Here is a 24,263-nt window from a genome sequence, read left to right on the forward strand (position 1 = left end):
TTCCGTTCACTGCCACCCGTTCACTGCCACCCGTTGACGGCCACGTGGACCGAGGGCCCGCCTCTGTCTCCGACCGTCACCGCCGCGCTCACCGGCAGCGCGACCAGCAACGCCAGGGCGAGTACCGGAATCCCTCTCCGCCTGACGGCCTTCGTCGTGGTCATTGCCGTGCTCCCCGTGTTCCCCCTGCTGTTCATGTCCACGACTCTGCCAGCGCGCACGGGCCGCCTCCAGAGCGATCGCTGTCAGGATCCTGCAGGACAGGGGCCACTTCCTGTCACCCGGTCGCCCCGGCTCCCGCGAACGCGCGAAGGCCCGGAGGTTCGACCGAACCTCCGGGCCCCACACACAACTGACCGCGCGTCAGTCCGACTGCTTCCGCTTGGGCGGCCGCCACACCACCAACGCACTGGTCTGCTGCACTTCCTGATACGGCACCAGATCGCGCCGGTAGGACGCGTGCACCGCCGCCTCCCGCTGCTGCATCGCCAAGGCGGCACCCTCGACGGCGGCCTGGAGTTCGGCCACCCTCGACTGCAGCGCGGCGACCTGGTTCTCCAGCTCGATGATGCGCTTGATGCCGGCCAGGTTGATGCCCTCGTCCTGTGACAACGCCTGCACCTGACGGAGCAGTTCGATGTCACGGGCCGAGTAGCGGCGCCCCCGGCCGGCCGTGCGGTCCGGGGACACCAGGCCGAGGCGGTCGTACTGGCGCAGTGTCTGCGGGTGCAGGCCGGAGAGCTGGGCCGCCACCGAGATGACGTAGACCGGGGTCTCCTCGGTCAGTTCATACGGATTGCGTCGACGGCCGTCCATCTCCATCAAGCTCCCTTCGCGGCCTGGAACAGCTCCGCCCGCGGATCCTCACCCGCGGTCGCCTCGCGATACGCCTCAAGCGCGTCACGAGCCTTCCCCGTCACGTCCTTCGGGACACTCACCTCGACGGTGACCAGCAGGTCTCCGCGGGTGCCGTCCTTGCGGACCGCGCCCTTGCCCCGAGCCCGCATGGTGCGGCCGTTGGGCGTGCCGGGCGGCAGTTTCAGGGTGACCGGCGGCCCGCCCAGGGTGGGAACCCTGACCTCGCCGCCGAGGGCCGCCTCCGTGAAGGTCACGGGGACGGTCACCGTGAGGTTGTCGTCCTTTCGGCCGAACACCGGGTGCGCGTCGACGTGCACGGTGACGTACAGGTCACCGGCGGGACCGCCGCGCTCACCGGGCGCCCCCTTGCCGCGCAGCCGGATCCGCTGGCCGTCCGACACCCCGGCCGGGATGCGCACCTGCATCGTCCGGGACGACTTCGCCCGGCCGCTGCCCTTGCACTCCATGCACGGGTGCTCGGCGATCAGGCCGCGCCCCTTGCAGTCCGGGCAGGGGTCGGTCAGCGAGAAGCCGCCGCCCGAACCCCGGGCCACCTGGCCGGTGCCGACGCAGGTCGGGCACACCCTCGGCGTGCCGTTCTTGTCGCCGGTGCCCGCGCAGGCCTTGCACGGCGACTGCGAGGACATCCGCAGCGGGACCGTGGCCCCCTCGATCGCCTCGGTGAAGCTGAGGGTGACCTCGGTGTCGATGTCCTGGCCCCGACGCGGCTGGGTACGGGTCGTGCCCGTGCCGCCCCGGTTGAACAGGCCCCCGAAGACGTCACCGAGTCCGCCGCCGAAGCCGCCGGCTCCCCCCTGGCCCTGGGCGCCGCCTCCGAAGAGGTCGCCCAGGTCGAAGTTGAAGGAACCGCCGCCCGCGCCGCCCGGCCCCGGACGGAAGCCGCCGTTGCCGAAGAGGGCGCGTGCCTCGTCGTACTCCTTGCGCTTCTTGGGGTCGCCGAGGACGTCGTTCGCCTCGGAGATCTCCTTGAAGCGCTCCTCCGCCTTGGCGTTGCCCTTGTTGGCGTCCGGGTGGTTCTCGCGGGCGAGCTTCCGGTACGCCTTCTTGATCTCGGCCTCGGTGGCGTCCTTGGGGACGCCGAGGACCTTGTAGAAGTCCTTCTCGATGAAGTCCTTGGTGCTCATCCTCGACGTCCCTCCTCTCTCGTCGTCAGGTCAACGTCAGCCCTCGTCCGGGCCACCGCTCTCCTTGTCGTCGGCCGCCGCGGCGCTCTCCTCGGACCCCTCGCCCTTGACCGCCTGCGCACCCGGCTGGGGCTCGGCGACGGCCACCCGCGCGGGGCGGATGGTGCGCTCGCCGATGCGATACCCCGGCTGGAGGATCGCGACGCAGGTCGTCTCGGTGACGTCCGGCGCGTAGCTGTGCATCAGCGCCTCGTGGATCGTCGGGTCGAAGGGCTCGCCCTCCTTGCCGAACTGCTGCAGACCCATCTTCGCGGCGACGGTCTCCAGCGACTCCGCGACGGACTTGAATCCGCCGACGAGTTCGCCGTGTTCCCGCGCGCGGCCGATGTCGTCGAGCACGGGCAGGAGCTCGGTCAGGAGGTTCGCGATGGCGATCTCCTTGACCGTGATCCGGTCGCGCTCGACGCGGCGGCGATAGTTCTGGAACTCGGCCTGGAGCCGCTGGAGGTCCGCGGTGCGCTCTTCGAGCGCCTTGCGCACCTGGTCCAGCTGGGCCGTCAGACCGGCGATCTGTACTGATGCGTCCCCGGCCGGGGCCGCCCCCTCTGCGTTCGAAGAGGTTGCGGCCGCCGACTCGGCGTCTTCAGGGGTGGCGCCGGAGGGGACGTCAGGCTTCTCGTCGAAGCCCGGGGTCTCCTCCGTCATTACGCGGCACCGTCCTTGCGCTCGTCGTCCACGATCTCGGCGTCGACGACGTCGTCGTCGGCGGCCTTGGCGCCACCGTCGGCGGCACCCTCGGGACCGCCCGCGGCCTGACCGGCCTGGGCGTCGGCGTACATGGCCTGACCGACCTTCTGCGAGACGGCCGCGACCTTCTCGGTGGCGGTGCGGATCTCGGCGGTGTCCTCGCCCTTGAGCGCGGTCTTCAGCTCCTCGACGGCGGCCTCGACCTCGGTCTTGACCTCGCCGGGGACCTTGTCCTCGTTGTCCTTGAGGAACTTCTCCGTCTGGTAGACGAGCTGCTCGCCCTGGTTGCGGGTCTCGGCGGCCTCGCGGCGGCGGTGGTCCTCCTCCGCGTACTGCTCGGCCTCCTGGCGCATCCGGTCGACCTCGTCCTTCGGCAGCGAGGAGCCGCCGGTGACGGTCATCTTCTGCTCCTTGCCCGTGCCGAGGTCCTTGGCCGTGACGTGCATGATGCCGTTGGCGTCGATGTCGAAGGCGACCTCGATCTGCGGGACGCCACGCGGCGCCGGCGGCAGACCGGTCAGCTCGAACATCCCGAGCTTCTTGTTGTACGCCGCGATCTCACGCTCGCCCTGGTAGACCTGGATCTGCACGGACGGCTGGTTGTCCTCGGCCGTCGTGAAGATCTCGGACCGCTTGGTCGGGATCGTGGTGTTGCGCTCGATGAGCTTGGTCATGATGCCGCCCTTGGTCTCGATACCGAGGGACAGCGGGGTGACGTCGAGGAGCAGGACGTCCTTGACCTCGCCCTTGAGGACACCGGCCTGCAGGGCGGCGCCGATGGCGACGACCTCGTCCGGGTTGACGCCCTTGTTGGCGTCCTTGCCGCCGGTCAGCTCCTTGACGAGCTCGGCGACGGCGGGCATACGGGTCGAGCCACCGACGAGGACGACATGGTCGATCTCGTTGATGGAGACGCCGGCGTCCTTCATGACGTTGAAGAACGGAGTCTTGCAGCGCTCCAGCAGGTCGGCCGTCAGCTGCTGGAACTGAGCCCGGGTGAGCTTCTCGTCCAGGTGCAGCGGACCCTCGGCGGAGGCGGTGATGTAGGGCAGGTTGATCGAGGTCTCGGTGGAGGAGGACAGCTCGATCTTGGCCTTCTCGGCGGCCTCGCGGAGGCGCTGGAGGGCCATCTTGTCCTTGCCCAGGTCCACGCCGTGACCGGACTGGAACTGCTGGACCAGGTAGTCGACGACGCGCTGGTCCCAGTCGTCACCACCGAGGTGGTTGTCACCGTTGGTGGCCTTCACCTCGACGACGCCGTCGCCGATCTCCAGGAGGGACACGTCGAAGGTGCCGCCACCGAGGTCGAAGACGAGGATCGTCTGGTCGTCCTTGTCGAGGCCGTACGCGAGCGCGGCCGCGGTGGGCTCGTTGACGATACGCAGGACGTTCAGACCGGCGATCTCGCCGGCCTCCTTCGTCGCCTGGCGCTCGGAGTCGTTGAAGTACGCCGGGACGGTGATGACCGCGTCGGTCACCTTCTCGCCCAGGTAGGACTCGGCGTCCCGCTTCAGCTTCTGGAGGATGAACGCGGAGATCTGCTGCGGGTTGAAGGGCTTCCCGTCCAGCTCGATCTTCCAGTCGGTGCCCATGTGACGCTTCACGGAACGGATGGTCCGGTCCACGTTGGTCACCGCCTGGCGCTTGGCGACCTCGCCGACAAGCACCTCGCCGTTCTTCGCGAAGGCGACGACGGACGGCGTGGTCCTGGCACCCTCGGCGTTGGTGATGACGGTGGGCTCGCCGCCCTCCAGAACGCTGACGACGGAGTTAGTCGTGCCCAGGTCGATGCCGACCGCACGTGCCATGGTGAATTCCTCCAGCTGACTTGAGTGGAACGGACTCAAGTGTGCATGACGCCCCCCGCTCGGTCAACAGAGCTGAGTCGACCCCACTCAACTCTTATCCGTTCCTTACGCGCAACTGGCCTGTGACCTGCGTAGATGTGGCATGAGGAGCAGTCCCAAAGGGATCCCCTAAGGGAAAAGAGGGTTGACGCCGAGCCCCGTAGACCTTGATCCGAAGCAGTCCGAGTACGGCCATGAAGGCGGTCGCCCCCACCCAGTACACCCCGGACACGGCCATCCATCCCATGTGCACGAGGACGGCGACGAGCACCCCGGCGAAGGACGCGACACCGAGGAGGACCGTCACGCCCGGCGGGGTGAGGCCGAGCCGGCGCATCCGGTGGGCGAGATGGTCGGGTCCGCCACGCAGCAGCGGCCGTCCGGCCAGTCTGCGGGACAGCGTCACGAGGAGCAGGTCGGCGGTGGCGAGGGCGGTGAGCGCGTACAGCACGCCCGCGCCCGACACCGGATCGCGTCCGGCCCGGGTGATCACGGCCGACGCGGCCAGCACGAACCCGACGAACAGGGACCCGCACGCCCCGAACCCGATCCGCGCGGGCGGCCAGTTGTGCATGAGGAACCCGGTCAGGGCGGCCGCCAGCACGCTCAGCAGCACGGCGAGCGCGTCCATCACCTCGGCCGCGGCGAGCAGACCGACCCCGAAGGCGGTGACGACCCCGACGGTGCCGGCCAGCCCGTCCGCGTGGTCGAGCGACTTGAAGCCGAGGGTCACCAGGACGATGCAGCCGACGGCCGGCACCCCCAGCAGGAAGCCCGTCTCGCCGTACGGCACCACGCAGGCCGCCGCCACGGCCGTACCGCCGACCAGGAACCGCGCCTTCACCCGCCGTACGTCGGCGACCAGCCCGAGCAGGGCGACGGCGCCGGCGGCGATCAGCAGCCGTCTGATCTCGGGGCCCAGCGGGGCGATGCCCGCCCACTCCCAGCCGGCGACGACCAGGCAGGTCGTGAGGACGACACCCGCCCCGCCCAGCAACGGCAGGGGCCGCTGCCGCCGACGGTCGATGACGCCGAGGCGCAGCGCGGGCAGCCGGAACAGCGCCGACAGGAAGGCGGCGATGAGGAGGGCGGCGGTGGCGGCGGCGATCCCGTACAACACGGAGCTAGGTTAGTGCCGTATATCCCATTTCGAGATGAATTACACGATCGGATCTTAAGGCAACCCTCAGCGACTCAGATCACCTCGCCCCTGGCTACAGTGCGACAGAGGATGCGGGTAGTCTCAGAGGACTGCATAAGTTACCGCTTAGTAATGTCGAGGAACCCCCTCGAAACCACCTCGCAGGCCCGAGGAGCCCCAATGCAACTCGCCGCGATCATCGTGTCGCTGGTGCTGACCGTGGTCGGCGTTGCGCTGCTCGCACGCGCCATCGGCCAGTTCGTCCGGTACTTCAAACTCGGCCAGCCGGTGCCGGCCGGCAGCCGGACCGACAACCCCTACGCGCGCAGCGTGACGCTGGTGCGGGAGTTCCTCGGTCACACCCGGATGAACCGGTGGGGCATCGTCGGCTTCGCCCACTGGTTCGTGGCCGTGGGCTTCCTGACGCTGCCGCCGACCCTGGCCCAGGCCTTCGGCCAGCTCTTCCAGGCCGACTGGACGCTGCCGGTCATCGGCGGGTTCCTGCCGTTCGAGCTCTACATCGAGTTCATCGGCGTGATGACCATCCTGGGCATCGCCGTCCTGATGGTCATCCGCTTGCTGAGCCTGCCGTCCCGGGCGGGCCGCAAGTCGCGCTTCGCCGGCTCCAAGGCCGGTCAGGCGTACTTCGTCGAGTACGTCATCCTCACCATCGGCCTCGCGATCTACGTGCTGCGCGGCCTGGAGGGTGCGATCCACCACGTGGAGCACTACGAGGCCGCGTACTTCGCCTCGTATCCGCTGGTCCTGGCCTTCAAGGGCCTGAGCGTCCCCACCCTCCAGACCCTGATCTACTTCACCGCGATGGTGAAGATCAGCACCTCGTTCATCTGGATGATCGTGGTCTCGCTCAACACCAACATGGGCGTGGCCTGGCACCGCTTCCTGGGTTTCCCGAACATCTGGTTCAAGCGCAACGCGACGGGCGAGACGGCCCTCGGCGCCCTGCAGCCCATGACCTCCGGCGGCAAGCCGATCGACTTCACCGACCCCGGTGACGACGACGTCTTCGGCGTGTCCCAGGTCGAGCAGTTCTCCTGGAAGGGCCTGCTGGACTTCTCCACCTGCACCGAGTGCGGCCGCTGCCAGTCGCAGTGCCCCGCCTGGAACACGGGCAAGCCCCTCTCCCCCAAGCTCCTGATCATGTCCCTGCGCGACCACGCGCACGCCAAGGCGCCGTACCTGCTGGCCGGCGGCGGCAAGACCATGGAGGGCGAGGAGAAGGCGTCCGAGGAGCAGCTCAAGGACGTCCCCGCGGCCGCCCTCGCGGAGGCCGAGCGTCCGCTGATCGGCACGGTCGAGGAGAACGGCGTCATCGACCCGGACGTGCTGTGGTCCTGCACCACCTGCGGCGCCTGTGTCGAGCAGTGCCCGGTCGACATCGAGCACATCGACCACATCGTCGACATGCGCCGCTACCAGGTGATGATCGAGTCCGCGTTCCCGTCCGAGGCGGGCACGATGCTCAAGAACCTGGAGAAGAAGGGCAACCCCTGGGGCCTGGCGAAGAAGCAGCGCCTGGAATGGCTCAAGGAGCTCGACTTCGAGGTCCCGGTCGTCGGCAAGGACATCGAGGACCTGACCGAGGTCGAGTACCTGTACTGGGTCGGCTGCGCCGGCGCCCTCGAAGACCGCGCCAAGAAGACCACCAAGGCCTTCGCCGAGCTGCTCCACATCGCGGGCGTCAAGTTCGCGATCATGGGCGGCGACGAGAAGTGCACCGGTGACTCCGCCCGCCGCCTGGGCAACGAGCCCCTCTTCCAGGAGCTCGGCATGGAGAACGTCATGGCACTGAACATGGCGTTCGGCGAGGAGATGGACGACGAGGGCAACGTCACGCCCGAGTCGAAGAAGCCGAGGTCGGCGAAGAAGATCGTCGCCACCTGCCCGCACTGCCTGAACACGATCGGCAACGAGTACCCGCAGATCGGCGGCGACTACGAGGTCATCCACCACACCCAGCTGCTCCAGCACCTGGTGGACGAGGGCAAGCTGGTCCCGGTGACCCCGGTCGAGGGCATCATCACCTACCACGACCCCTGCTACCTGGGCCGCCACAACAAGATCTACACGCCCCCGCGCGAGATCATCGCCAGCGTCCCGGGCATCCGCAACGAGGAGATGCACCGCCACAAGGAGCGCGGCTTCTGCTGCGGCGCCGGCGGCGCGCGGATGTGGATGGAGGAGCGGATCGGCAAGCGCATCAACAACGAGCGTGTCGATGAGGCTCTGTCCGTCAACCCGGACATCGTCTCCACGGCCTGCCCGTTCTGCCTCGTCATGCTGACCGACTCGGTCAACGGCAAGAAGAACGACGGCAAGGCCAAGGAGTCCATCCAGGTCGTCGACGTCGCCCAGCTGCTGCTGGAGTCGGTCAAGACCCCGGTCGACCCGGAGGACGCCGCGGAGACGGAGAGCGAGCCGGAGCCGGAGCCGGTGAAGTAACCGGACCCGACAAGCACCACGGCGCCCCCTGTTCCTGTACGGGACAGGGGGCGCCGTGTTGCGGCAGGCTGTACGCAGGACTGATCGGAAAGGACCTACGGCGTGATCATCTTCGGAACCAAGGGCTACCTCTACCAGCTCGCGATACTCACGCTGGTGTGCGGCAGTTGCGGGAACCCCGCCGCGCACACGCTGCGCAAGCGCGTCACGAAGTTCACGTTGTTCTTCGTGCCGCTGTTCCCGGTCTCGACCAAGTACGCGACGCAGTGCACCTTCTGCGGCGCCGAGCAGAAGGTCACCGGGGAGCAGGCCGAGCAGCTGCAGGCGCAGGCCGCCACCGGTGGGCACGGCGGTCAGCAGCCGTACGGACAGCCGCAGCAGCCGTACCAGTCCTGACCAGGGCCTGTCCCGCGCGCTCGGCCGGAGGCTACGGCTTAGGGTGCTTGGGGCCGTTCATCGTGTCCGCCGCGTGCCTCGGGCCGGGCCGAGACGAGAACTGGCCGACAAGCTCGCGAAAGCAGACCAGGGCGGTGATCGGGGGAATCCCGACGATCACCATCGCCAGCAGGGAACCCGCCGACTGGCCGATGCACAGGGCCACCGCGGTGCCGGACGAGATGAACATGACAGCCCAGGACCGTCGGGCGGTCCGGCGCTGAACGGATGCCCGCAGGATGGACAGTCCCGCGAGCAGCCACGGCCCGTACACCGTCAGCGGCCACCAATGCGCCAGGTCCGGCGACACCACGAGCAGCGCGATGGCGCGCAGCTGATCGTACGAATACGAGATGGACCAGGTGAGCATCGTCACCGCACACAAGGTGATGAGTGTGACCAAGACCGAGACCGTGAGGATCCGCGGGTTTCCGGGGAGTCCGCGTGTGCCCGGCTGCGGCCGGCGTCTGTGGACCGGGCGGGGCTGGGGCTTCGCGCGGACCGGCGAGGGCGGGGGTGGGGCAGGGTCCAGGCCCTGCGTCGTGCTCAGCATCTGGGCCAGTTCCTCGTCCAGGTCCCAGCCGCCCGATGTCGACATCGGTGAGTCCGCGACCTGCCAGAGGTTCTGCATGTCCAGCTGCTGTGTGTAATGAGGTTGATCGCCTAGCGCGTCATAGTCGGTCCTCATTTCTAAAACTTTTCCCCTTCCATCGACGCCCGGAAATATTCACTCTCCACCCGGCTGATGGTTCTCAGGAAGTCCTCAAGCAGATCCGAGCAGTGGGTGATGCTTTCCGTAGTGGTCCGATCAGCTACCTGCAGGGAGCGGAGCTGATCAACCTCAACTGCGAGTCTTTCCTGCCAAGTCACGCCCACATCAACGAGTGCGACACGACGCAGGACATCTGGCATTCGGGGGAATATCCGTCAACGGTGATTATCAGGAATATCCAATGACGGTGCTTCTCAGGTGAAATTCGTACGAGGTAAACATCACGGGATCAGTGAATCGGGGGATCAATCGCCCGATGACCGTACGAGGAGCGCGCCGATGGCCGCCAGGAGCAGGGCGAGGGCTGCGTAGCCGCAGGTGAGGGTGACCGTCGACGCGACCGCGGCGACGAGGAGGGGGCCGCCCGCGTCGCCGAGTTCTCGGCCCAGTTCGGCGGAGCCCATCGTCTGGCCCAGCCGTTCCTCGGGGGTCGAGGTGGCCAGGGCGGCGAAGCCCAGGGGGGTGACCAGGCCGGTGCCGGTGCCGATCAGGACCGCGGCGAGGAGGACGCCGGTCAGGCCGGGCAGCGTCGCGCAGGCCAGGCCCGCCGCCGCGGTCAGCAGCCCGGCGGTGAGGCCGGTGCGGACGGTGAGGCGCCCGTCGTCCAGGGCCCGCCCGGCCCGTGGCTGTACGACGGCCGCGCAGGCCGCCAGCACCGAGACCGCGGCGCCGGTCGCCACCGTGCCCAGGCCGGCCGCGGCGCCGGACACCGGCAGGAAACCGACCCCGACGGAGAGGGCGGCGGTGGCCGCGGCCAGCGCGGCCGTGGGGCGGAGGAAGGACGGGTCGGCCAGACGGCGGGCCAGGTCCAGCACCGTCTGCCGTTGCCTCGGAAGTGGGGGGACGTGCGGGACCGCGAGCGCGGCCCAGAGGGCGACCGCGACGCCCAGCACCGCCAGCACGATGAACAGCAGCCGCAAGCCCCCGGCCCACACCAGGACTCCGCCGAGCAGCGGGCCGAGGGTGTAGCCGATGGACTTGTAGAAGCCGTAGCTGCCGAAGGCCCGCCCGTGCCCCACGGCCGGGTTCAGCCGGGCGACCAGCGCGGACGCGGACGGCGAGAACGCGGAGGCCGCGGCGCCCTGCCCGAGGCGGGCCGCCCAGAGCCAGCCGGGGCTGTCCGCGACGGCGTACGCGGCGGAGGCGAGCGCGAACGCGACCAGGCCGCCCAGCAGCACCGGACGGGCGCCGATCCGGTCGGCGAGGGTGCCGAAGAGCGGCTTGAGCACGACCTCGGCGCCGTCGTACAGGGCGAGCAGGCCGCCCAGGACGAGCAGGGAGGTCACGGCGTCGTCGGAGAGCCCACCGAGGTTCGCGGCGATGCCGTGGGCGCCGAAGGCGGTGGTGAAGCCGGCGGCGTACAGGGGCCACATCTGGGCGGCGGGGGCGGCCTGCCGAGCCGACCTCGCGGTCATCGGGCGTCTCCCTCCTCGGTCACCGGGTGTCCCCCTCCTCGGTCACCGAGCGACTCCCCCCTCGGTCACCGGGTGTCCCCCTCCTCGGTCACCGAGCGACTCCCCCCTCGGTCACCGGGTGTCCCCCTCCTCGGTCACCGAGCGACTCCCCCCTCGGTCACCGGGCGACTCCCCCCTCGGTCACCGGCCGTCTCCCTCCTCCGACGTCGGGTCCGGCGAGGTCCGGGGCTCCGGCACCTGGTGCAGTGCGGCGAACACCCGCTCGGCGTAGTCCGCGCAGGCGGCCACGCACGCCTTGAGCCGCTCACCGGCCGCGGCGGCCTCGGGGGCGCCGAACACGTCGCGCGCCGTCAGATCCCGGTGCCAGCGCCGCAGCCGCTCCAACGACTGCTCCTCCTCCTCCAGTTCGGCCAGCGTGAACTTGGCGATCCGACTGTGCCCGACACCGGCTTCGCCGAGGGCCTTGGCCAGCTCCTGCTCGAACTTGCCGCAGTCCGCGAGGAACTCGGCCCAGTCCGCGGACCGCGCGGCGGTGAACATCTCGCGCAGCCGCTGCCCGTCCTGGGCCCCGCGCCCGGTCGCCGCCAGCGACATCGCCTCGCCCCCGGCCCGCTCGGTCAACTCCAGCGCCCGCGCGATCCCGTCGCCGAACACCGGCAGGTCCGGTACGGCCCACACGCCCTGCCCGAGCGACAGTGCGCCGAGCTTGCGCAGCTCACGCCAGACGGCGACCCGGTGCCGGGAGGGCTCGGCCGGGACCTTGACGACCAGGACCAGCCAGCGGGCCTCGGCGCCCTCGCTCCCGTTTTCAGTCACATTCAGGAATGTAGCAGCGGTTACATCCGGCGGGTCTGTCACAGACCCGACCGCTGCCTTGTCCCGCTGGCAGGAACACCACTCAGCGAACGGAGACAGTGATGAAGGTCGTGGTCGTCGGCGGTACGGGGCTCATCGGCTCGCAGGTGATCGCGCCGCTGCGCGACCGTGGCCACGAGGCCGTACCGGCCGCGCCCTCCACGGGCGTCGACACCCTCACCGGCGAGGGCCTGGCCGAGCCCCCTCAAGGCGCGGACGTGGTCGTGGACGTGTCGAACTCCCCGTCCTTCGATGCCGAACCGGCGCTGGACTTCTTCACGCGCTCGGCACGGAACGTGATCGCGGCCGAGAAGGAGGCCGGTGTCCGCCACCACGTCACGCTCTCGATCGTCGGCGTCGACCAGGTGCCCGACTACGGCTACTACCTGGCCAAGGTCGCCCAGGAACAGGCGGTCCGGGACGGCGGCGTGCCGTACGGCATCGTGCGCGCCACCCGGTTCTTCGAGTTCATCGCGCCGGTGACGGGCATGGCCACCGAGGGTTCGGAGGTACGCCTGCCGTCCCTTCCGCCGCGTCCAATGGCCTCCGCCGACGTCGCCGGCCACCGCGGGCAGCACAATCGTCGCGGTCAGTCCGGTGCCGAGGGCCAGGGTCAGGGCCGCTGCCGCGCTCAGTGCCTTGCGGCTGATGGTGAGAGAGGGCATTGCACAACCTCCTGTGGGGGCAAGTCTTTTGATCACCCCAGGTGACTCGCCGCGCATGCGGGGGGTTGTGTGCGCAGTTGTGCGGTGATGTGGCTTCACCATCCGGGCGAAAGGGACGTCACTGTCCCTGATCAGCGACGGTCAAACTGCCGTAGCGCGGCCGTACACCTGTCGGTCGGCCGGGCTTCCACAGGAATTCACGGTGGGCCGAGGGGGTGACAACCGGGCCCAGTACCGTGGCGATCATGGCGGACTGGGAGATACGGCCGGCCTCGGCGTCGGACCTGGAAGCGGCGGCCGAACTGCGTGCCGTGGTGATGCGGCCGGATCTGGAGCGGCTCGGACGCTACGACGAGCAGCGGGTGCGGCAGCGGCTGCGGGACGCCTACGAGCCCGCCCACACCTGGGTGATCGAGGCGGGCGGCGCGTTCGCCGGCTGTGTGGCCCTGCGGCCGGCCGAGGACGCCCACTGGCTGGAGCACTTCTATCTCGACCCGCGTCTCCAGGGCGGCGGCATCGGTTCGGGCGTCCTGCGCGAACTGCTGGAGCGCTGCGACCGCGACGGAGTCCTCGTCCGGCTGAACGTGCTGCAGGGCAGTGCGGCCCGACGGCTGTACGAGCGGCACGGGTTCACCGTCGCCACCGAGGACCCGGTGGACGTGTTCATGACTCGCCGCCCGCACGCCACCGCCACCGCCACCGACTAGCCCGCCGACCGCCGGACGCCGGCCGCTGACCACCAGCCATCAGGCATCAGGCATCAGCCCTCTACGGCTTGCGCCCCACCCCACCGAAGTCGTCCACCTCGGCCGGTGCCTGCTCACCGGCCTCATTCGGGCGCCAGCGGGAGACGGAGACGAGGCCGGGCTCCAGCAGCTCCAGGCCGTCGAAGAACCGGGCGAGCTCCTGCGGGCTGCGGTTGATCCGGGGGTTGTCGCTCGCCTCGTTCCACTGCTCGATCATCTCGCGCATCTGCTGCGGGTTGAGCACCTCGGTGTCGTCGCAGAGCACGAGGTGGCTGCCGGAGGGCAGTGCGTCCATCAGGCGGCCGACGATGTCGTACACGGTGTCGTCGGTGACGTGGGCGGTGATGCCGAGCAGGATCAGCGCGACCGGCTGAGTGAAGTCCAGGGTCTTGGCGGCCTGCTCAAGGATGGCCTCGGGGCGGCGCAGGTCGGCGTCGATGTAGTCGGTGACGCCTTCGGGGGTGCTGGTGAGCAGCGCCTCGGCGTGGGCCAGCACGACGGGGTCGTGGTCGACGTAGACGATCCGGGTCTCGGGGACGAGCCGCTGGGCGACCTCGTGGGTGTTGTTCGCGGTCGGCAGTCCGGTGCCGACGTCCAGGAACTGACGGATTCCGGCCTCGCGGACGAGGTACTCCACCGTCCGGACGAGGAACGCCCGCTGGGCCAGGGCGATGTCGAGGATCGCCGGGTTGGCGCCCGCTATCTGGTCGCCGACCTGCCGGTCTATCTCGTAGCAGTCCTTCCCGCCGAGCCAGTAGTTCCAGATCCGGGCGGAGTGCGGCACGTTGCTGTTGATCAACGGGCGCTCAATTGGCATGGGAACTCCCCGAGTTGGCGGCCCAGTTGGCCGGATGTCACCGCATAACCTAGACCCGCCGTCCGCGATTGCGTGCACAGGACTGTCACCTCCTCTCGAACGCGTGCATCATTGCCCAGTTGTTGTCCCTGGTGCTGACGAGGTGAACGGTGCCCACGCGAAGAGCCGGGTTGTGTACGGCGGCCATGAGCACCGCCCTCCTGCTGGCGACGGCCTGCGGCCCCACCCCGCACGAGGACGCCGAGCCGGCCCGGCACACCCCCGTCCGGATCGCCGACGCCCCCGCCCGGCTCCCCGTCCCGCAAGGGAAGGGCAGCAAGATCCCCGACGACTTCAACGGCGACGGCCACCGCGACCTCGTCCTCAACGACCTGGTCAAGGCTCAGGCGCACGCCGACGACGCGGGCATCGGCATCGTCTACGGCGGCGACCGCGGGCTCACCCCGGGCGCCCGGCAGCTGCTCAGCCCCCGGCGGCAGGCGGCCCCGACGAAGGGACAGTTCCCCGCGGTGTTCGACGCGGAGGCGACCTGCGACCTGGACGGCGACGGCTTCACGGACCTCGTCGTCTCCACCGACCCGCCCTACGACGGCCAGGGCCGGCCCCCGGTGCCGTTGCAGATCCTCTTCGGCTCGCCCAAGGGCCTGACCGGCCAGGCGGTCAAGCTGGTGATCCCGGCGCGCGCCCGGGCCGGCAACGACTGGCCCGACCAGCCGGTGTGCGGCGACTTCGACGGCGACGACGCGCAGGACCTGGTCGTCCACGCCTCCGACGTCCAGCTCTCCTTCCTGCAAGGCCCGTTCACCCGCAAGGGCACCCCGAGGACCGCGGGCGCCCCCGTGCCGGCCCCCGGCAACGTCCCCACGGGCCCGTCCGCCGACGTCAACGGCGACGGGTACGACGACCTGGTGGTCCGTACGACGGAGGGCGCCGGCAAGTCCGCGGTCGTCCTCGGCGGCCCGGCCGGCCCCACCCGCACCGGAGTCACCCTCCCCGCCGGCATCGACGTGGCCCTCGGCACCTTCGGCAAGGGCAAGGGCACCCTGGACGCGGCGATCGGCACCATGGGCGGCACGTCCCTGCGCTACGACCTCCCCGCAACCGCCGCACGCGGCACCCTCGACGCCCCCGGCACGGTGCTCGACGCCGCCGACTTCGACGGCGACGGCCTCAGCGAACTCGTCTCCAGCGGCTCACGGCTGCGCGTCTTCCGCGGCCGTACGGCAGGACTGGCGACGGCGGGCATGGTGACCGTGGAACCCCCCGCACGCGGCACCACACGCGTCGTGACCGTCGGCGACTTCGACGGGGACGGGCGGGCGGAACTGGTCGTGCGGGCGTACGTCGGCGAGACGAAGGACGCCGTCGCCGTGTACCCGGGCGTGAAGACGGGGCTGGTGGCGGCGGAGCCGTCGGTACGGTTCTCCAGCTCGGAGTTCCTGGCGCCGTAAGGGCCCGTGAACTCGGATGCGTCAGGTGGAACCGCGAAGGGGCCGGGCACGCTCTGCTCTATGAGGCCCCACCTGTGGGCCCACTTGCAGGCCCACAAGCACGGGGGGTGTCGTGAGCCAGGTGCTCTACAACGAGCAGTCATGGAATCCGCTGGCCAGGACCGTGGAGTTGACCGAGGACCGGCTGCGGAACGGCGGCAGGCCCACGCCGTTGAGCGAGCTGAACCTCGGCGCCATGGCGGAGGCGTTCCAGCGCGGCTGCTGGCTCGGGGGCGGCGGGGCGGAACGCCCGCTGCAGCGACTGGCACAGGGGACCGGCGTCGTTCCCGTGACCCGCATCACCGGCACAACCACTCCGGTGCGGGCGCGGCGAGCGGCCGAGTTCGCCCACCGGCTGGGGGAACTGGCCGTATGGCACTGCGGTGGGCCCGGCCAGGTGGCCGCGCTGGCCGCCCGAGCCCAGGCCGAGGGCGTACCGCTGTGGATCGCCCGGCGGTTTGCGCCGGGGCCCGCCGGGCCGATCGCCGTCGCGGTGGACCGGCGCCTGGTACGCGTGGACGTCTGGGGGCCGCACGCTCCCGTCGTACGGATCCGAGCGCCGTACGGCTTCCGTCGTGACTCCCCCGAACCCTCCAAGGGCCTGCGCCTGACGGTCGGCGACGCCACGGCCCAGCTCGAACTCACGAAGAAGCTGCGCAAGTCCAAGAGTTCCGTGGAGGTACGGCTGCCCGGGCAGCGATGGGTGCTGCGGCGGGAGAACGCCACGAGCTCATGGCTGTTGCGCGACGAACGCCCCGTCGCCCTGCTGACGCGGCCCCCGCGCCGACCGGTACTGGAGCCGGGCGCGGTACTGCTGCCGCTGTCCCCCGTGCGGTACGACAGCCCCGACCCGCTGGACGCCGTCATGGCGCAGGTCTTCTCCGTCGCCTTCGGGCTCGGGGACACGACGGGCTGGGCGCGGTTCCGGTCGGAGCGGCGCTCGCTGAACGACGGTGAGCCGATCGTCACCGACGACTGGTGGGACCGCGCCTGGTTCAGCAACCTCGGGAACAGCAGCGACGACAACGACTCCGGCGGCGGTGGCGACGGCTGGGGCGGGGACGGCGGTGGGGGCGACGGCGGAGGCGGAGACGGCGGTGGGGGCGGGGACGGCGGCGGAGGAGGCGGCGACTAGGAACCGTCCGGACAGCCGGCCGCGGCCCCTGCCCCTGCCCCGTCCGGACAGCCGGCCCCTGCCCCTGCCCCTGCCGCCACAGGGACTTCCCGAACGCACGTACAACCCTTGCGCGCCACCGAGGGTCTCCTGATCGCCGACCACCCCCTGTGAAGCCGAGGACGACTCCCACCCCATGCGCAGACACACCTCGGCGGCCCTGGCCGCCGCCCTCCTCACCGCCGGTCTGACCCCGCTCGCCCTGGGCACCCCGGCGTCCGCCGCGGTCGCCAAGCACTACGACGACTTCAACGGCGACGGCTACCGGGACCTGGCGTACGGCCACTACTACAGCGGCATCTCCGGCGCCGGCGGCTGGAAGGGCGGCGCCGTCAACGTCGTCTACGGCAAGGCCGGCGGCCTCGACACCTCCCGCACCCAGGTCGTCCACCAGGACAGCCCGGGCATCCCCGGCACCGGCGAGGAAGACGACACGTTCGGCGAGTCGATCACCAGCGCCGATCTCAACAAGGACGGCTACGCCGACCTGATCGTCGGCAACTCGATGGAGACGGTCGGCGGCACGCAGTACCGCGGCTCGGTCACCATCGTCTGGGGCTCCAGGTCCGGCCTCTCCGGCGGCACCAACGTGACCCCGAAGTCCGGCGCCGGCAGCTACTTCGGCCGCGACCTGGCCACCGGCGACTTCAACGGCGACGGCTCGCCGGACCTCGCGGCCATCGGCGGCTCGGAGGCCTGGCTGTACCGGGGCGGCTTCACCAAGTCCGGTACGACGGGCAGCGTCAGCCGGATCGACAAGACGGGCCAGGGCTGGTACTCGTCCGGCCTCGCGGCCGGCAAGGTCAACGGCGACGGCAAGACCGACCTGGTGGTGCTCGGCGAGCAGTTCATCGACAACAGGCCGACCCCGCGCGTCTGGTTCCTCAAGGGTGCCTCGGGCGGCCTGACTTCAGGCGCCTCCAAGACGTACACCAGCGCTCCCCGGACCGCCGCGATCGGCGACTTCGACAAGGACGGCTACGGCGACATCGCCGTCGGCCTGCCCGACAACAACGACGGCAAGGGCATCGTCAGCGTCTGGCGCGGCACGTCCTCCGGCCCGAGCGGCTCGATGACGTACAACCAGGCCAGCTCCGGCGTCTCCGGCAGCCCCGAGGCGGACGACAACTTCGGCTACGCCGTCTCGGCCGGCGACACCAACGGCGACGGCTACGCGGACCTGGCGGTCGGCGTGCCCCAGGAGGATGTGAACGGCCTGGCGGACCAGGGCGGCGTCCATGTGTTCCGGGGCGGCTCCGGCGGGCTGAGCGGTTCGCGGTCGTCGTGGATCCCGCAGACGGTTCAGGGTCCGGCCGACTCGTACGAGTCCTTCGGCTCCGCGCTGCGCGTGCGCGACGTGACCGGCGACGGCAGGGCGGACCTGGCCATCGGCGCGGCGAACGTCAGCGTGCTGCTGCGCGGCGCGAGCGGTGGGCCGACGGCGAGCGGGCTGACGGAACTGCCGGAAATGGGCGGGACGTTCAGCGACTAGGGTCTGTTGTTTGGATCAGGTCGGCTGCAGGAGACCGCGCAGACCGGCCGAGCCGAGCGGGGTCTGGTGCGTGCAGCTGCAAGGCGGAGGAGGGCGGCGACGCGATGGGGGTCCCCCCGCGCGAGGTTGTTCGAGCGTGGGAGAGTCGGCAACCGACGACAACGCGGCTGGGGGTCCCCCCTCTGGGGGAGTGCGTGCCAGGGCCCGCGACGCCGGCATGATCCAAACGACAGACCCCAGGTGTCGTGTGAGGGCGGCGAGCCCGGTGACGGTGGCGTGATCCCCGTGCCGGGCTCCTGGCACACCGAGCCCCAGCAAGCTCAAAGATTTAACGAACTCACGTACAACCCTTACGAACCGTCGCAGGTCTCCTGATCGCCGACCGCCCAGTGAACCCGAGGACAACTCCCGGCGAACACGAAACGGTCCGCACCCCCAATGACTGCGGATGCCCGCCAGGCATCCCCGCATGCAGCAGGAGAACCGCATGCAGAAGCACCACCTGCGACTCGCCCTCGCGACGGCCACCGCGGCCGCGCTGACGGGCGGTCTGCTCACCTTCGCGGCGTCGACGGCGACCGCCGCGGACTCCACCGACGTCCCGCACGCCGACTTCAACGGCGACGGCATCGGCGACGTGGCCTTCTCGGCCCAGGACGCCTACGTCGGCGGCAAGAAGGCCGCCGGCCAGATCGTCGCCCTCTACGGCACCGGCACCGGCGTGTCCTCCGCCAAGCGCAGCACCGTCAGCCAGAACACCACCGGCAGCCCGGGTACCGCCGAGGCCGGTGACTGGTTCGGCGCGGAGACCGCGTACGCCGACTTCAACGGCGACGGCTTCGACGACATCGCCGTCAGCGCCCCGGGCGAGGACGTCGGCAGCGACGTCGACGGCGGCGGGCTGGCCATCCTGTGGGGCTCGGCCTCCGGCATCACCGGCACCGGCGTGACGATCGCCGACCCGACCCCGTCCGCGCACGACTTCTGGGGCAAGAACCTCGCCGCCGGCGACTTCGACGGTGACGGCAAGGCCGACCTGGCCGTCGGCAACAGCAGCGCCACCATCCACGTCTTCAAGGGCGGTTTCAACGCCTCCGGCGTCGCGGGCGGCCGCTACACCATCAAGCCTCCGATCATGGGCAGCGACGCCAGGGGCCCGCTGAACCTGACCGCGGGCGACATCAACGGCGGCGAGACCGACCTGGTGGTCGACGGCTTCGAGACCGAGACCGGCTACGGCTGGAACCGCAACTACTTCATCCCCGGCGGCCCGGGCGGCCTGAGCACCGCGGGCGCCAAGACCCTCAAGCCCGGAATGATCACCGCGATCGGCGACATCGACAACGACGGCTGGGGCGACATCGTCAGCGGCGCCTACTGGAACCCCACCACCAGCGACGGCACCTCGATCCCGGACTCGGGCAAGGGCGGCAAGATCTGGGTCACCCAGGGCTCGGACGACGGCCCCCTCACCTCGTACGCCACCGGCATCACCCAGGACACCGGCAACGTCCCCGGCACCGCCGAGGGCAACGACTACTTCGGCTACGAGCTCGACCTCGGCGACGTCAACGGCGACGGCTATCTCGACCTCGCCATCGGCGTCGCCGGCGAGAACATCGGCAGCGCCGTGAACACGGGCGCGGTCACGATCCTCTACGGCAGCGCGACCGGCCTGAACACCGCCTCCGGCGCCCAGTCCTTCGCCCAGAGCACCCCGGGCGTCCCGGGCGACGACGAGAACGACGACCAGCTCGGCATGGATGTCAAGCTCGACGACGTCACCGGCGACGGCCGAGCCGACCTCGTCGCGGGCTCGGGTGAGAACGACGGCAACGGCGCGGTTCTCTACCTGCCGTCCGACGGCGCGAAGATCACCGCGACCGGCTCCCGCACCGTCTCGCCGAGCACCTCCGGCGTCTCGACGACGGGCGCCCCGTACTTCGGCTCGAACTTCGCCGACTGAGCCGCCGTACAACTCATAACCGCTCGAACCACTACCTGTCGTACGACCTCACCCGTCGTACGACTCCCCGGCCGGGCCCGTCCCCCGTCCCCACGGGCCCGGCCCCCTCCCCTCCCAGGAGCCCCCGACCTTGCGCAAGCGCACCCTCCTCCTCGCCGCCGCTCTCACCAGCGGCCTCCTCACCGCGCTGCCCGCCGCCACCGCCTCCGCCGCGCCGTCCGGCCTGTCCGGCGACTTCAACGGCGACGGCTACCGCGACGTCGTCATCGGCGCGCCCCTCGCCCCGGTCGCCGGCAAGAGCGACGCCGGCTACGTCGCCGTGATGTACGGCACGTCGAGCGGCCTGGACACCGGCAAGCGGCAGATCATCAGCCAGGCCACTGACGGCATTCCCGGCGTCCCCGAGAACTACGACGACTTCGGCGACCGTCTGACCACCGGCGACCTGGACGGCGACGGTTACACGGACATCGTCGTCGGAGTGCACCGCGAACGGATCGCCGCCACCGACCAGTTCGGCGTTCTGACGGTGCTGTGGGGCGGCGCGACCGGCATCAAGTCCGGCACCGACATCACTTCGCCGCTGCCCGAGTACAAGAACGAGCTCGGCTGGTCCGTGGCGACCGGCGACTTCGACGGCGACGGCGACACCGACCTGGCCGCGGCGAACGTCGCCGCCCCGGGGCTCAACATCTTCCAGGGGCCGATCTCCCGTACCGGCGCGGCCACCGGGCTCGTCGGCATCGACACCCAGGAGCAGACCGGCGTCAGCACCGACAAGCTCGTGGCGGGCGACGTCACCGGCGACGGCACATCGGACCTGCTGGTCATGGGCCAGGAGGAGATCACCGGCGGCTACCGCACCCGCAGCGTCTTCTACAAGGGGTCGGCCTCCGGCCCGACGGCGGGCCCCAAGGTCGCCGGCGGCTACGACGCGGTCATCGCGGACGTCGACAAGGACGGCTACGGCGACATCGTCACCGGCGACTTCATGGAGAAGTCGGCCGCCGAGCCGAACGGCGGCCTCGGCGGCGCGATCACCGTGACGTACGGCGCGGCGACCGGCCTGAGCACCCGTACCCCCGTCCGTATCACCCAGGACACGGCAGGCGTGCCAGGCACCGCTGAGACGAACGACGCCTTCGGCTGGAGCCTCACGGCCGGTGACACGAACGGCGACGGTTACGCCGACATCGCGGTCGGAGTCCCGAACGAGGACCTGAGCGGCCAGGCGGACGCCGGTTCGGTCGTGGTCCTGCGCGGCTCGGCCGCCGGCCTGACGGGCAGCGGTGCCAAGCCCTTCTCGCAGGACACCTCGGGCGTGCCCGGAACGGCCGAGCGACACGACTTCTTCGGCCACGCGGTCCTGCTCACCGACATGAGCAAGGACGGCCGCGCGGAGCTGATCACGTCCGCCCGCGGCGAGAACGCCGGCTCGGGCGCGGCCTGGGCCCTGCGCGGCACGTCCACCGGCATCACGGCCACGGGCGCGAAGTCCTTCGGCAGCACGACGCTGGGCGGGCCCGCAGGCCTGGCGTACTTCGGCGACGTACTGACGGGCTGACGGAGCGCCGCACTGCCGGACCGACCAGCGCTCTCACCCACCCGGGACCGACCACCACTCACCCCACACCAGGAGAACCCCCACATGCCCCGGCCCCACCGCAACCGACTCCACGCCCTCGCCCTCGCCACGGCCACCGTCGCCGCCACTCTGACGGCCACCCCACTGCTCACCGCGGCCCCGGCCGCCGCGGCCCCCGCCAAGTACGCCGACGACTTCAACGGCGACGGCTACCGCGACCTCGCCACCGCCGCCCCGTACACCCCGGTCGGCGGCAAGACCGACGCGGGAGCGGTGGTCGTCAACTACGGCTCCGCGAACGGCATCAGCGCCGCCCGCCGCACCGTCATCACCCAGAACACGGCCGGCATCCCGGGCACCGCCGAGCAGGACGACGAGTTCGGCCAGTCCCTCGCCTCCGGCGACCTGAACCGGGACGGGTACGCCGACCTCGTCGTCGGCTCCACGGGCGAGAACGCCGACGCCGGCGCCGTCGTGATCGTCTGGGGCGGCAAGAGCGGCCTGTCCGGCGGCCAGGCCGTCCCCGACCCCGACCCGTCGGCCCACAACGAGTACGGCATGTCCCTGACCGTCGGCGACTTCAGCGGGGACGGCAAGGCCGACCTCGCCGTCGGCAGCACCGGCAGCGACATCTGGATCCACAAGGGCGGCTTCCTCAAGGCCTCCGGCGCCGCGTCCCGCTACCGGCTCGCCACCGACCTGTACACCGGCGCCATCTACGGCTCCCAGCACCTCGCCGCCGGTGACGTGAACGGCGACGGCACCGCCGACCTGGTCGTCAGCGGCACCCAGGCGGAGACGTACGACAACGGCACCTTCGTCTACCTGGGCTCCGCCTCGGGCCTCACCCGCCAGACGTTCCTCAAGAACGGCGCCTACGAGCTCGCGGCGGTCGGCGACCTCAACGGCGACGGCTACGCCGACGTCGTCGCGTCGACGTACGGCGACGAGGGCGTGACCAGCCTCGGCGGCTCCATCAAGGCCTACCTCGGCAGCGCGGACGGCGTCCGCACCCAGCCGCAGACCACGATCACCCAGGACACCCCCGGCGTCCCGGGCGCGGACGAGGAGAGCGACTGGTTCGGCAACGCCCTGTCCATCGCCGACATCAACCGCGACGGCTACGCGGACGTGGCGGTCGGCACGATCCACGAGGACATCGGCAGCGCGGACATCGCCGGCAGCGTCACCGTGCTGCGCGGCTCGGCGACCGGCCTGACCGCCACCGGCGCCCAGTCCTTCACCCAGAACACGACCGGCGTCCCCGGCACCGCCGAGACCGCCGACCGCTTCGGCGCGTCGGTACGCCTGTCCGACCTCAACGGCGACGGCCGGGCCGACCTGTCCGTGGGCGCGGACGGTGAGAACCACCCGGCGGGCGCCATCTACAGCCTGCGCGGCTCGGCGTCCGGCGTGACGACCACGAAGGCGGTGAGCTTCGGCCCGGCCTCGCTGGGCCTGCCGTCGGGCTACCTGCGGCTGGGCCAGGTCATGCTCGGCTAGGGAGGTCCCCTAGAGAGTCCCCGGCGAGCCCCCTAGGGGATGTCACAGCTCGGCCGCAAAGCCGGGCCCGAACCGCAGGGCCCGGCACGCGATTCTCCGGGACCAGGTACGTTCGAAGACGTGGCTGGATTCAGGATCGGACGGGGCGGCCGGAACAACGGCACCCCGCAAACGCGCCCCCAACAACCTCCGTACGGGCAGCAGGCACCCCAGGGACCGTCGTACGGCTATCCCCCGCCGCCGCAGCAACCGCACGGCGGCCAGGGCGGCGGCAGAGGCGGCTGGCCCCAGGCCAACGGCGGTGGCGGCCAGGGCGGTTACGGCGCCGGAGGCCACGGCGGTCATGGCGGCCACGGTGGTCACGGGGAGCCGGAGTACTTCGGCGACGGCGGCTACCCGCAGGCCCCGCACGACCCGTACGCGGCGAACAACCCCGGCCACACCCAGGCGTTCTCGGTCGGCGAGGACCCCTACAACCAGGGCGGGACCTACCAGGCGGGCACGGCCCCGGCCGGCCCGATCGGCCCCCGCCTGCACTGGAAGGCCCTGCTGCGCGGCATCGTCCTCTCCCCCACCCAGACCTTCCTCCAGATGCGGGACTACACGATGTGGGGCCCGGCCCTGGTCGTGTCGTTCCTCTACGGCCTCCTGGCCGTCTTCGGCTTCGACAGCGCCCGCGAGGACGCGATCAACGCGACCCTCTCCAACGCGGTCCCGATCGTCCTGACGACGGCGGTGGCGATGGTGATCTCCGCCTTCGTCCTGGGCGTGGTCACCCACACCCTGGCCCGCCAGCTGGGCGGCGACGGCGCCTGGCAGCCCACGGTCGGCCTCTCCATGCTGATCATGTCCCTCACCGACGCCCCCCGCCTGGTCTTCGCCATGTTCGCCGGCGGCGACGCGACCTTCGTCCAGGCCCTCGGCTGGGCGACCTGGGTCGCAGCGGGCGCCCTCCTCACCCTGATGGTCTCCAAGTCCCACGACCTCCCCTGGCCGAAGGCCCTGGGCGCGAGCGCGATCCAGCTGGTCGCCCTGCTGTCGATCGTGAAGCTGGGCACGTTCTAGGCACACGGGAAGCACGGAACGACACGGGAAGACCCGGAAAGACCCGGAACGCAGAAAGGCCCCCGGCACGGTCAGCCGGGGG

General features: G+C 70.7%; 22 protein-coding genes. 11 read left to right on the forward strand and 11 right to left on the reverse strand.

What is annotated here, in order from left to right:
* Window positions 1-20 precede the first annotated feature (20 nt).
* From POF73_RS11700 to POF73_RS11725, 6 genes are all read right to left on the reverse strand, one after another.
* On the reverse strand, window positions 21-164 hold the full coding sequence (locus POF73_RS11700) for a hypothetical protein (RefSeq protein ID WP_272114559.1): 144 nt from the start codon (window positions 162-164) through the stop codon (window positions 21-23).
* 199 nt (window positions 165-363) lie between these two features.
* Window positions 364-816, reverse strand: coding sequence for a heat shock protein transcriptional repressor HspR (locus POF73_RS11705; protein ID WP_272114560.1), 453 nt, complete (start codon window positions 814-816; stop codon window positions 364-366).
* Between the two features lie 5 nt (window positions 817-821).
* A complete protein-coding gene (dnaJ, locus tag POF73_RS11710) occupies window positions 822-2,003 on the reverse strand; it encodes a molecular chaperone DnaJ (RefSeq protein WP_272114562.1) in 1,182 nt (393 codons plus the stop codon).
* Between the two features lie 36 nt (window positions 2,004-2,039).
* Window positions 2,040-2,708, reverse strand: a complete 669-nt coding sequence (gene grpE, locus POF73_RS11715) for a nucleotide exchange factor GrpE (protein WP_272114564.1) — start codon at window positions 2,706-2,708, stop codon at window positions 2,040-2,042.
* Complete coding sequence (dnaK, locus tag POF73_RS11720; RefSeq protein WP_272114565.1) at window positions 2,708-4,558, reverse strand: molecular chaperone DnaK; 1,851 nt, start codon at window positions 4,556-4,558, stop codon at window positions 2,708-2,710. Before dnaK ends, grpE begins: the two co-directional genes overlap by 1 nt.
* A gap of 94 nt (window positions 4,559-4,652) precedes the next feature.
* Window positions 4,653-5,717 (reverse strand): MraY family glycosyltransferase, encoded by a 1,065-nt coding sequence (locus POF73_RS11725; protein WP_272114567.1) that lies wholly within the window; start codon window positions 5,715-5,717, stop codon window positions 4,653-4,655.
* Between the two features lie 201 nt (window positions 5,718-5,918).
* Between POF73_RS11725 and POF73_RS11730 the strand changes: the two genes are divergently transcribed.
* Together POF73_RS11730 and POF73_RS11735 are read left to right on the forward strand one after the other, a co-directional pair.
* The gene (locus POF73_RS11730) at window positions 5,919-8,201 is read left to right on the forward strand and encodes a (Fe-S)-binding protein (protein WP_272114568.1); all 2,283 of its coding nucleotides are present in this window, start codon (window positions 5,919-5,921) and stop codon (window positions 8,199-8,201) included.
* 102 nt (window positions 8,202-8,303) lie between these two features.
* Entirely contained in the window at window positions 8,304-8,597 is a 294-nt protein-coding gene (locus POF73_RS11735; protein WP_272114569.1) for a zinc-ribbon domain-containing protein, read from the forward strand.
* Between the two features lie 31 nt (window positions 8,598-8,628).
* On the opposite strand, the gene POF73_RS11740 is transcribed toward POF73_RS11735, so the two are convergent.
* From POF73_RS11740 to POF73_RS11755, 4 genes are all read right to left on the reverse strand, one after another.
* Window positions 8,629-9,324 (reverse strand): DUF2637 domain-containing protein, encoded by a 696-nt coding sequence (locus POF73_RS11740; RefSeq protein ID WP_272114570.1) that lies wholly within the window; start codon window positions 9,322-9,324, stop codon window positions 8,629-8,631.
* 2 nt (window positions 9,325-9,326) lie between these two features.
* Complete coding sequence (locus tag POF73_RS11745) at window positions 9,327-9,548, reverse strand: hypothetical protein (RefSeq protein WP_272114571.1); 222 nt, start codon at window positions 9,546-9,548, stop codon at window positions 9,327-9,329.
* Window positions 9,549-9,653: 105 nt separating this feature from the next.
* On the reverse strand, window positions 9,654-10,823 hold the full coding sequence (locus POF73_RS11750) for an MFS transporter (protein ID WP_272114572.1): 1,170 nt from the start codon (window positions 10,821-10,823) through the stop codon (window positions 9,654-9,656).
* A 180-nt stretch (window positions 10,824-11,003) separates the two neighbouring features.
* A complete protein-coding gene (locus POF73_RS11755) occupies window positions 11,004-11,639 on the reverse strand; it encodes a Chromate resistance protein ChrB (RefSeq protein WP_272114573.1) in 636 nt (211 codons plus the stop codon).
* 101 nt (window positions 11,640-11,740) lie between these two features.
* On the opposite strand from POF73_RS11755, the gene POF73_RS11760 reads away from it, so the two are divergent.
* Both POF73_RS11760 and POF73_RS11765 read left to right on the forward strand, forming a co-directional pair.
* A complete protein-coding gene (locus POF73_RS11760) occupies window positions 11,741-12,388 on the forward strand; it encodes an SDR family oxidoreductase (RefSeq protein ID WP_272114574.1) in 648 nt (215 codons plus the stop codon).
* Between the two features lie 200 nt (window positions 12,389-12,588).
* Window positions 12,589-13,050, forward strand: coding sequence for a GNAT family N-acetyltransferase (locus POF73_RS11765; RefSeq protein ID WP_272114575.1), 462 nt, complete (start codon window positions 12,589-12,591; stop codon window positions 13,048-13,050).
* Between the two features lie 61 nt (window positions 13,051-13,111).
* On the opposite strand, the gene POF73_RS11770 is transcribed toward POF73_RS11765, so the two are convergent.
* Window positions 13,112-13,906, reverse strand: coding sequence for an SAM-dependent methyltransferase (locus POF73_RS11770; RefSeq protein ID WP_272114576.1), 795 nt, complete (start codon window positions 13,904-13,906; stop codon window positions 13,112-13,114).
* A 185-nt stretch (window positions 13,907-14,091) separates the two neighbouring features.
* Here POF73_RS11770 and POF73_RS11775 point away from each other — a divergent pair, with 185 nt between their 5' ends.
* The 7 genes from POF73_RS11775 (at window position 14,092) to POF73_RS11805 (ending at window position 24,181) form a co-directional block, all read left to right on the forward strand.
* The gene (locus POF73_RS11775; RefSeq protein WP_272114577.1) at window positions 14,092-15,357 is read left to right on the forward strand and encodes an FG-GAP repeat domain-containing protein; all 1,266 of its coding nucleotides are present in this window, start codon (window positions 14,092-14,094) and stop codon (window positions 15,355-15,357) included.
* 112 nt (window positions 15,358-15,469) lie between these two features.
* The gene (locus POF73_RS11780) at window positions 15,470-16,531 is read left to right on the forward strand and encodes a hypothetical protein (protein ID WP_272114578.1); all 1,062 of its coding nucleotides are present in this window, start codon (window positions 15,470-15,472) and stop codon (window positions 16,529-16,531) included.
* A 175-nt stretch (window positions 16,532-16,706) separates the two neighbouring features.
* Entirely contained in the window at window positions 16,707-18,062 is a 1,356-nt protein-coding gene (locus tag POF73_RS11785) for an FG-GAP and VCBS repeat-containing protein (RefSeq protein WP_272114579.1), read from the forward strand.
* 487 nt (window positions 18,063-18,549) lie between these two features.
* A complete protein-coding gene (locus POF73_RS11790; RefSeq protein WP_272114580.1) occupies window positions 18,550-20,028 on the forward strand; it encodes a VCBS repeat-containing protein in 1,479 nt (492 codons plus the stop codon).
* Window positions 20,029-20,158: 130 nt separating this feature from the next.
* Window positions 20,159-21,592, forward strand: coding sequence for an FG-GAP-like repeat-containing protein (locus tag POF73_RS11795; protein WP_272114581.1), 1,434 nt, complete (start codon window positions 20,159-20,161; stop codon window positions 21,590-21,592).
* Between the two features lie 84 nt (window positions 21,593-21,676).
* Complete coding sequence (locus POF73_RS11800; protein WP_272114582.1) at window positions 21,677-23,116, forward strand: FG-GAP and VCBS repeat-containing protein; 1,440 nt, start codon at window positions 21,677-21,679, stop codon at window positions 23,114-23,116.
* A 39-nt stretch (window positions 23,117-23,155) separates the two neighbouring features.
* A complete protein-coding gene (locus tag POF73_RS11805; RefSeq protein ID WP_272114583.1) occupies window positions 23,156-24,181 on the forward strand; it encodes a Yip1 family protein in 1,026 nt (341 codons plus the stop codon).
* Window positions 24,182-24,263 lie beyond the last annotated feature (82 nt).

Source organism: Streptomyces sp. HD, from assembly GCF_028369295.1.
Lineage (GTDB): Bacteria > Actinomycetota > Actinomycetes > Streptomycetales > Streptomycetaceae > Streptomyces.

What these genes read in the sequence shown, in the direction of transcription:
- POF73_RS11730 (WP_272114568.1), top strand. Translation starts at nt 5,919, where the DNA reads ATGCAACTCGCCGCGATCATCGTGTCGCTGGTGCTGACCGTGGTCGGC.
- POF73_RS11800 (WP_272114582.1), top strand. Translation starts at nt 21,677, where the DNA reads ATGCCCCGGCCCCACCGCAACCGACTCCACGCCCTCGCCCTCGCCACG.
- POF73_RS11760 (WP_272114574.1), top strand. Translation starts at nt 11,741, where the DNA reads ATGAAGGTCGTGGTCGTCGGCGGTACGGGGCTCATCGGCTCGCAGGTG.
- dnaK (WP_272114565.1), bottom strand. Translation starts at nt 4,558, where the DNA reads ATGGCACGTGCGGTCGGCATCGACCTGGGCACGACTAACTCCGTCGTC.
- POF73_RS11765 (WP_272114575.1), top strand. Translation starts at nt 12,589, where the DNA reads ATGGCGGACTGGGAGATACGGCCGGCCTCGGCGTCGGACCTGGAAGCG.
- POF73_RS11775 (WP_272114577.1), top strand. Translation starts at nt 14,092, where the DNA reads ATGAGCACCGCCCTCCTGCTGGCGACGGCCTGCGGCCCCACCCCGCAC.
- dnaJ (WP_272114562.1), bottom strand. Translation starts at nt 2,003, where the DNA reads ATGAGCACCAAGGACTTCATCGAGAAGGACTTCTACAAGGTCCTCGGC.
- POF73_RS11740 (WP_272114570.1), bottom strand. Translation starts at nt 9,324, where the DNA reads ATGAGGACCGACTATGACGCGCTAGGCGATCAACCTCATTACACACAG.
- POF73_RS11700 (WP_272114559.1), bottom strand. Translation starts at nt 164, where the DNA reads ATGACCACGACGAAGGCCGTCAGGCGGAGAGGGATTCCGGTACTCGCC.
- POF73_RS11750 (WP_272114572.1), bottom strand. Translation starts at nt 10,823, where the DNA reads ATGACCGCGAGGTCGGCTCGGCAGGCCGCCCCCGCCGCCCAGATGTGG.
- POF73_RS11770 (WP_272114576.1), bottom strand. Translation starts at nt 13,906, where the DNA reads ATGCCAATTGAGCGCCCGTTGATCAACAGCAACGTGCCGCACTCCGCC.
- POF73_RS11805 (WP_272114583.1), top strand. Translation starts at nt 23,156, where the DNA reads ATGTCACAGCTCGGCCGCAAAGCCGGGCCCGAACCGCAGGGCCCGGCA.
- POF73_RS11785 (WP_272114579.1), top strand. Translation starts at nt 16,707, where the DNA reads ATGCGCAGACACACCTCGGCGGCCCTGGCCGCCGCCCTCCTCACCGCC.
- grpE (WP_272114564.1), bottom strand. Translation starts at nt 2,708, where the DNA reads ATGACGGAGGAGACCCCGGGCTTCGACGAGAAGCCTGACGTCCCCTCC.
- POF73_RS11745 (WP_272114571.1), bottom strand. Translation starts at nt 9,548, where the DNA reads ATGCCAGATGTCCTGCGTCGTGTCGCACTCGTTGATGTGGGCGTGACT.
- POF73_RS11705 (WP_272114560.1), bottom strand. Translation starts at nt 816, where the DNA reads ATGGACGGCCGTCGACGCAATCCGTATGAACTGACCGAGGAGACCCCG.
- POF73_RS11790 (WP_272114580.1), top strand. Translation starts at nt 18,550, where the DNA reads ATGCAGAAGCACCACCTGCGACTCGCCCTCGCGACGGCCACCGCGGCC.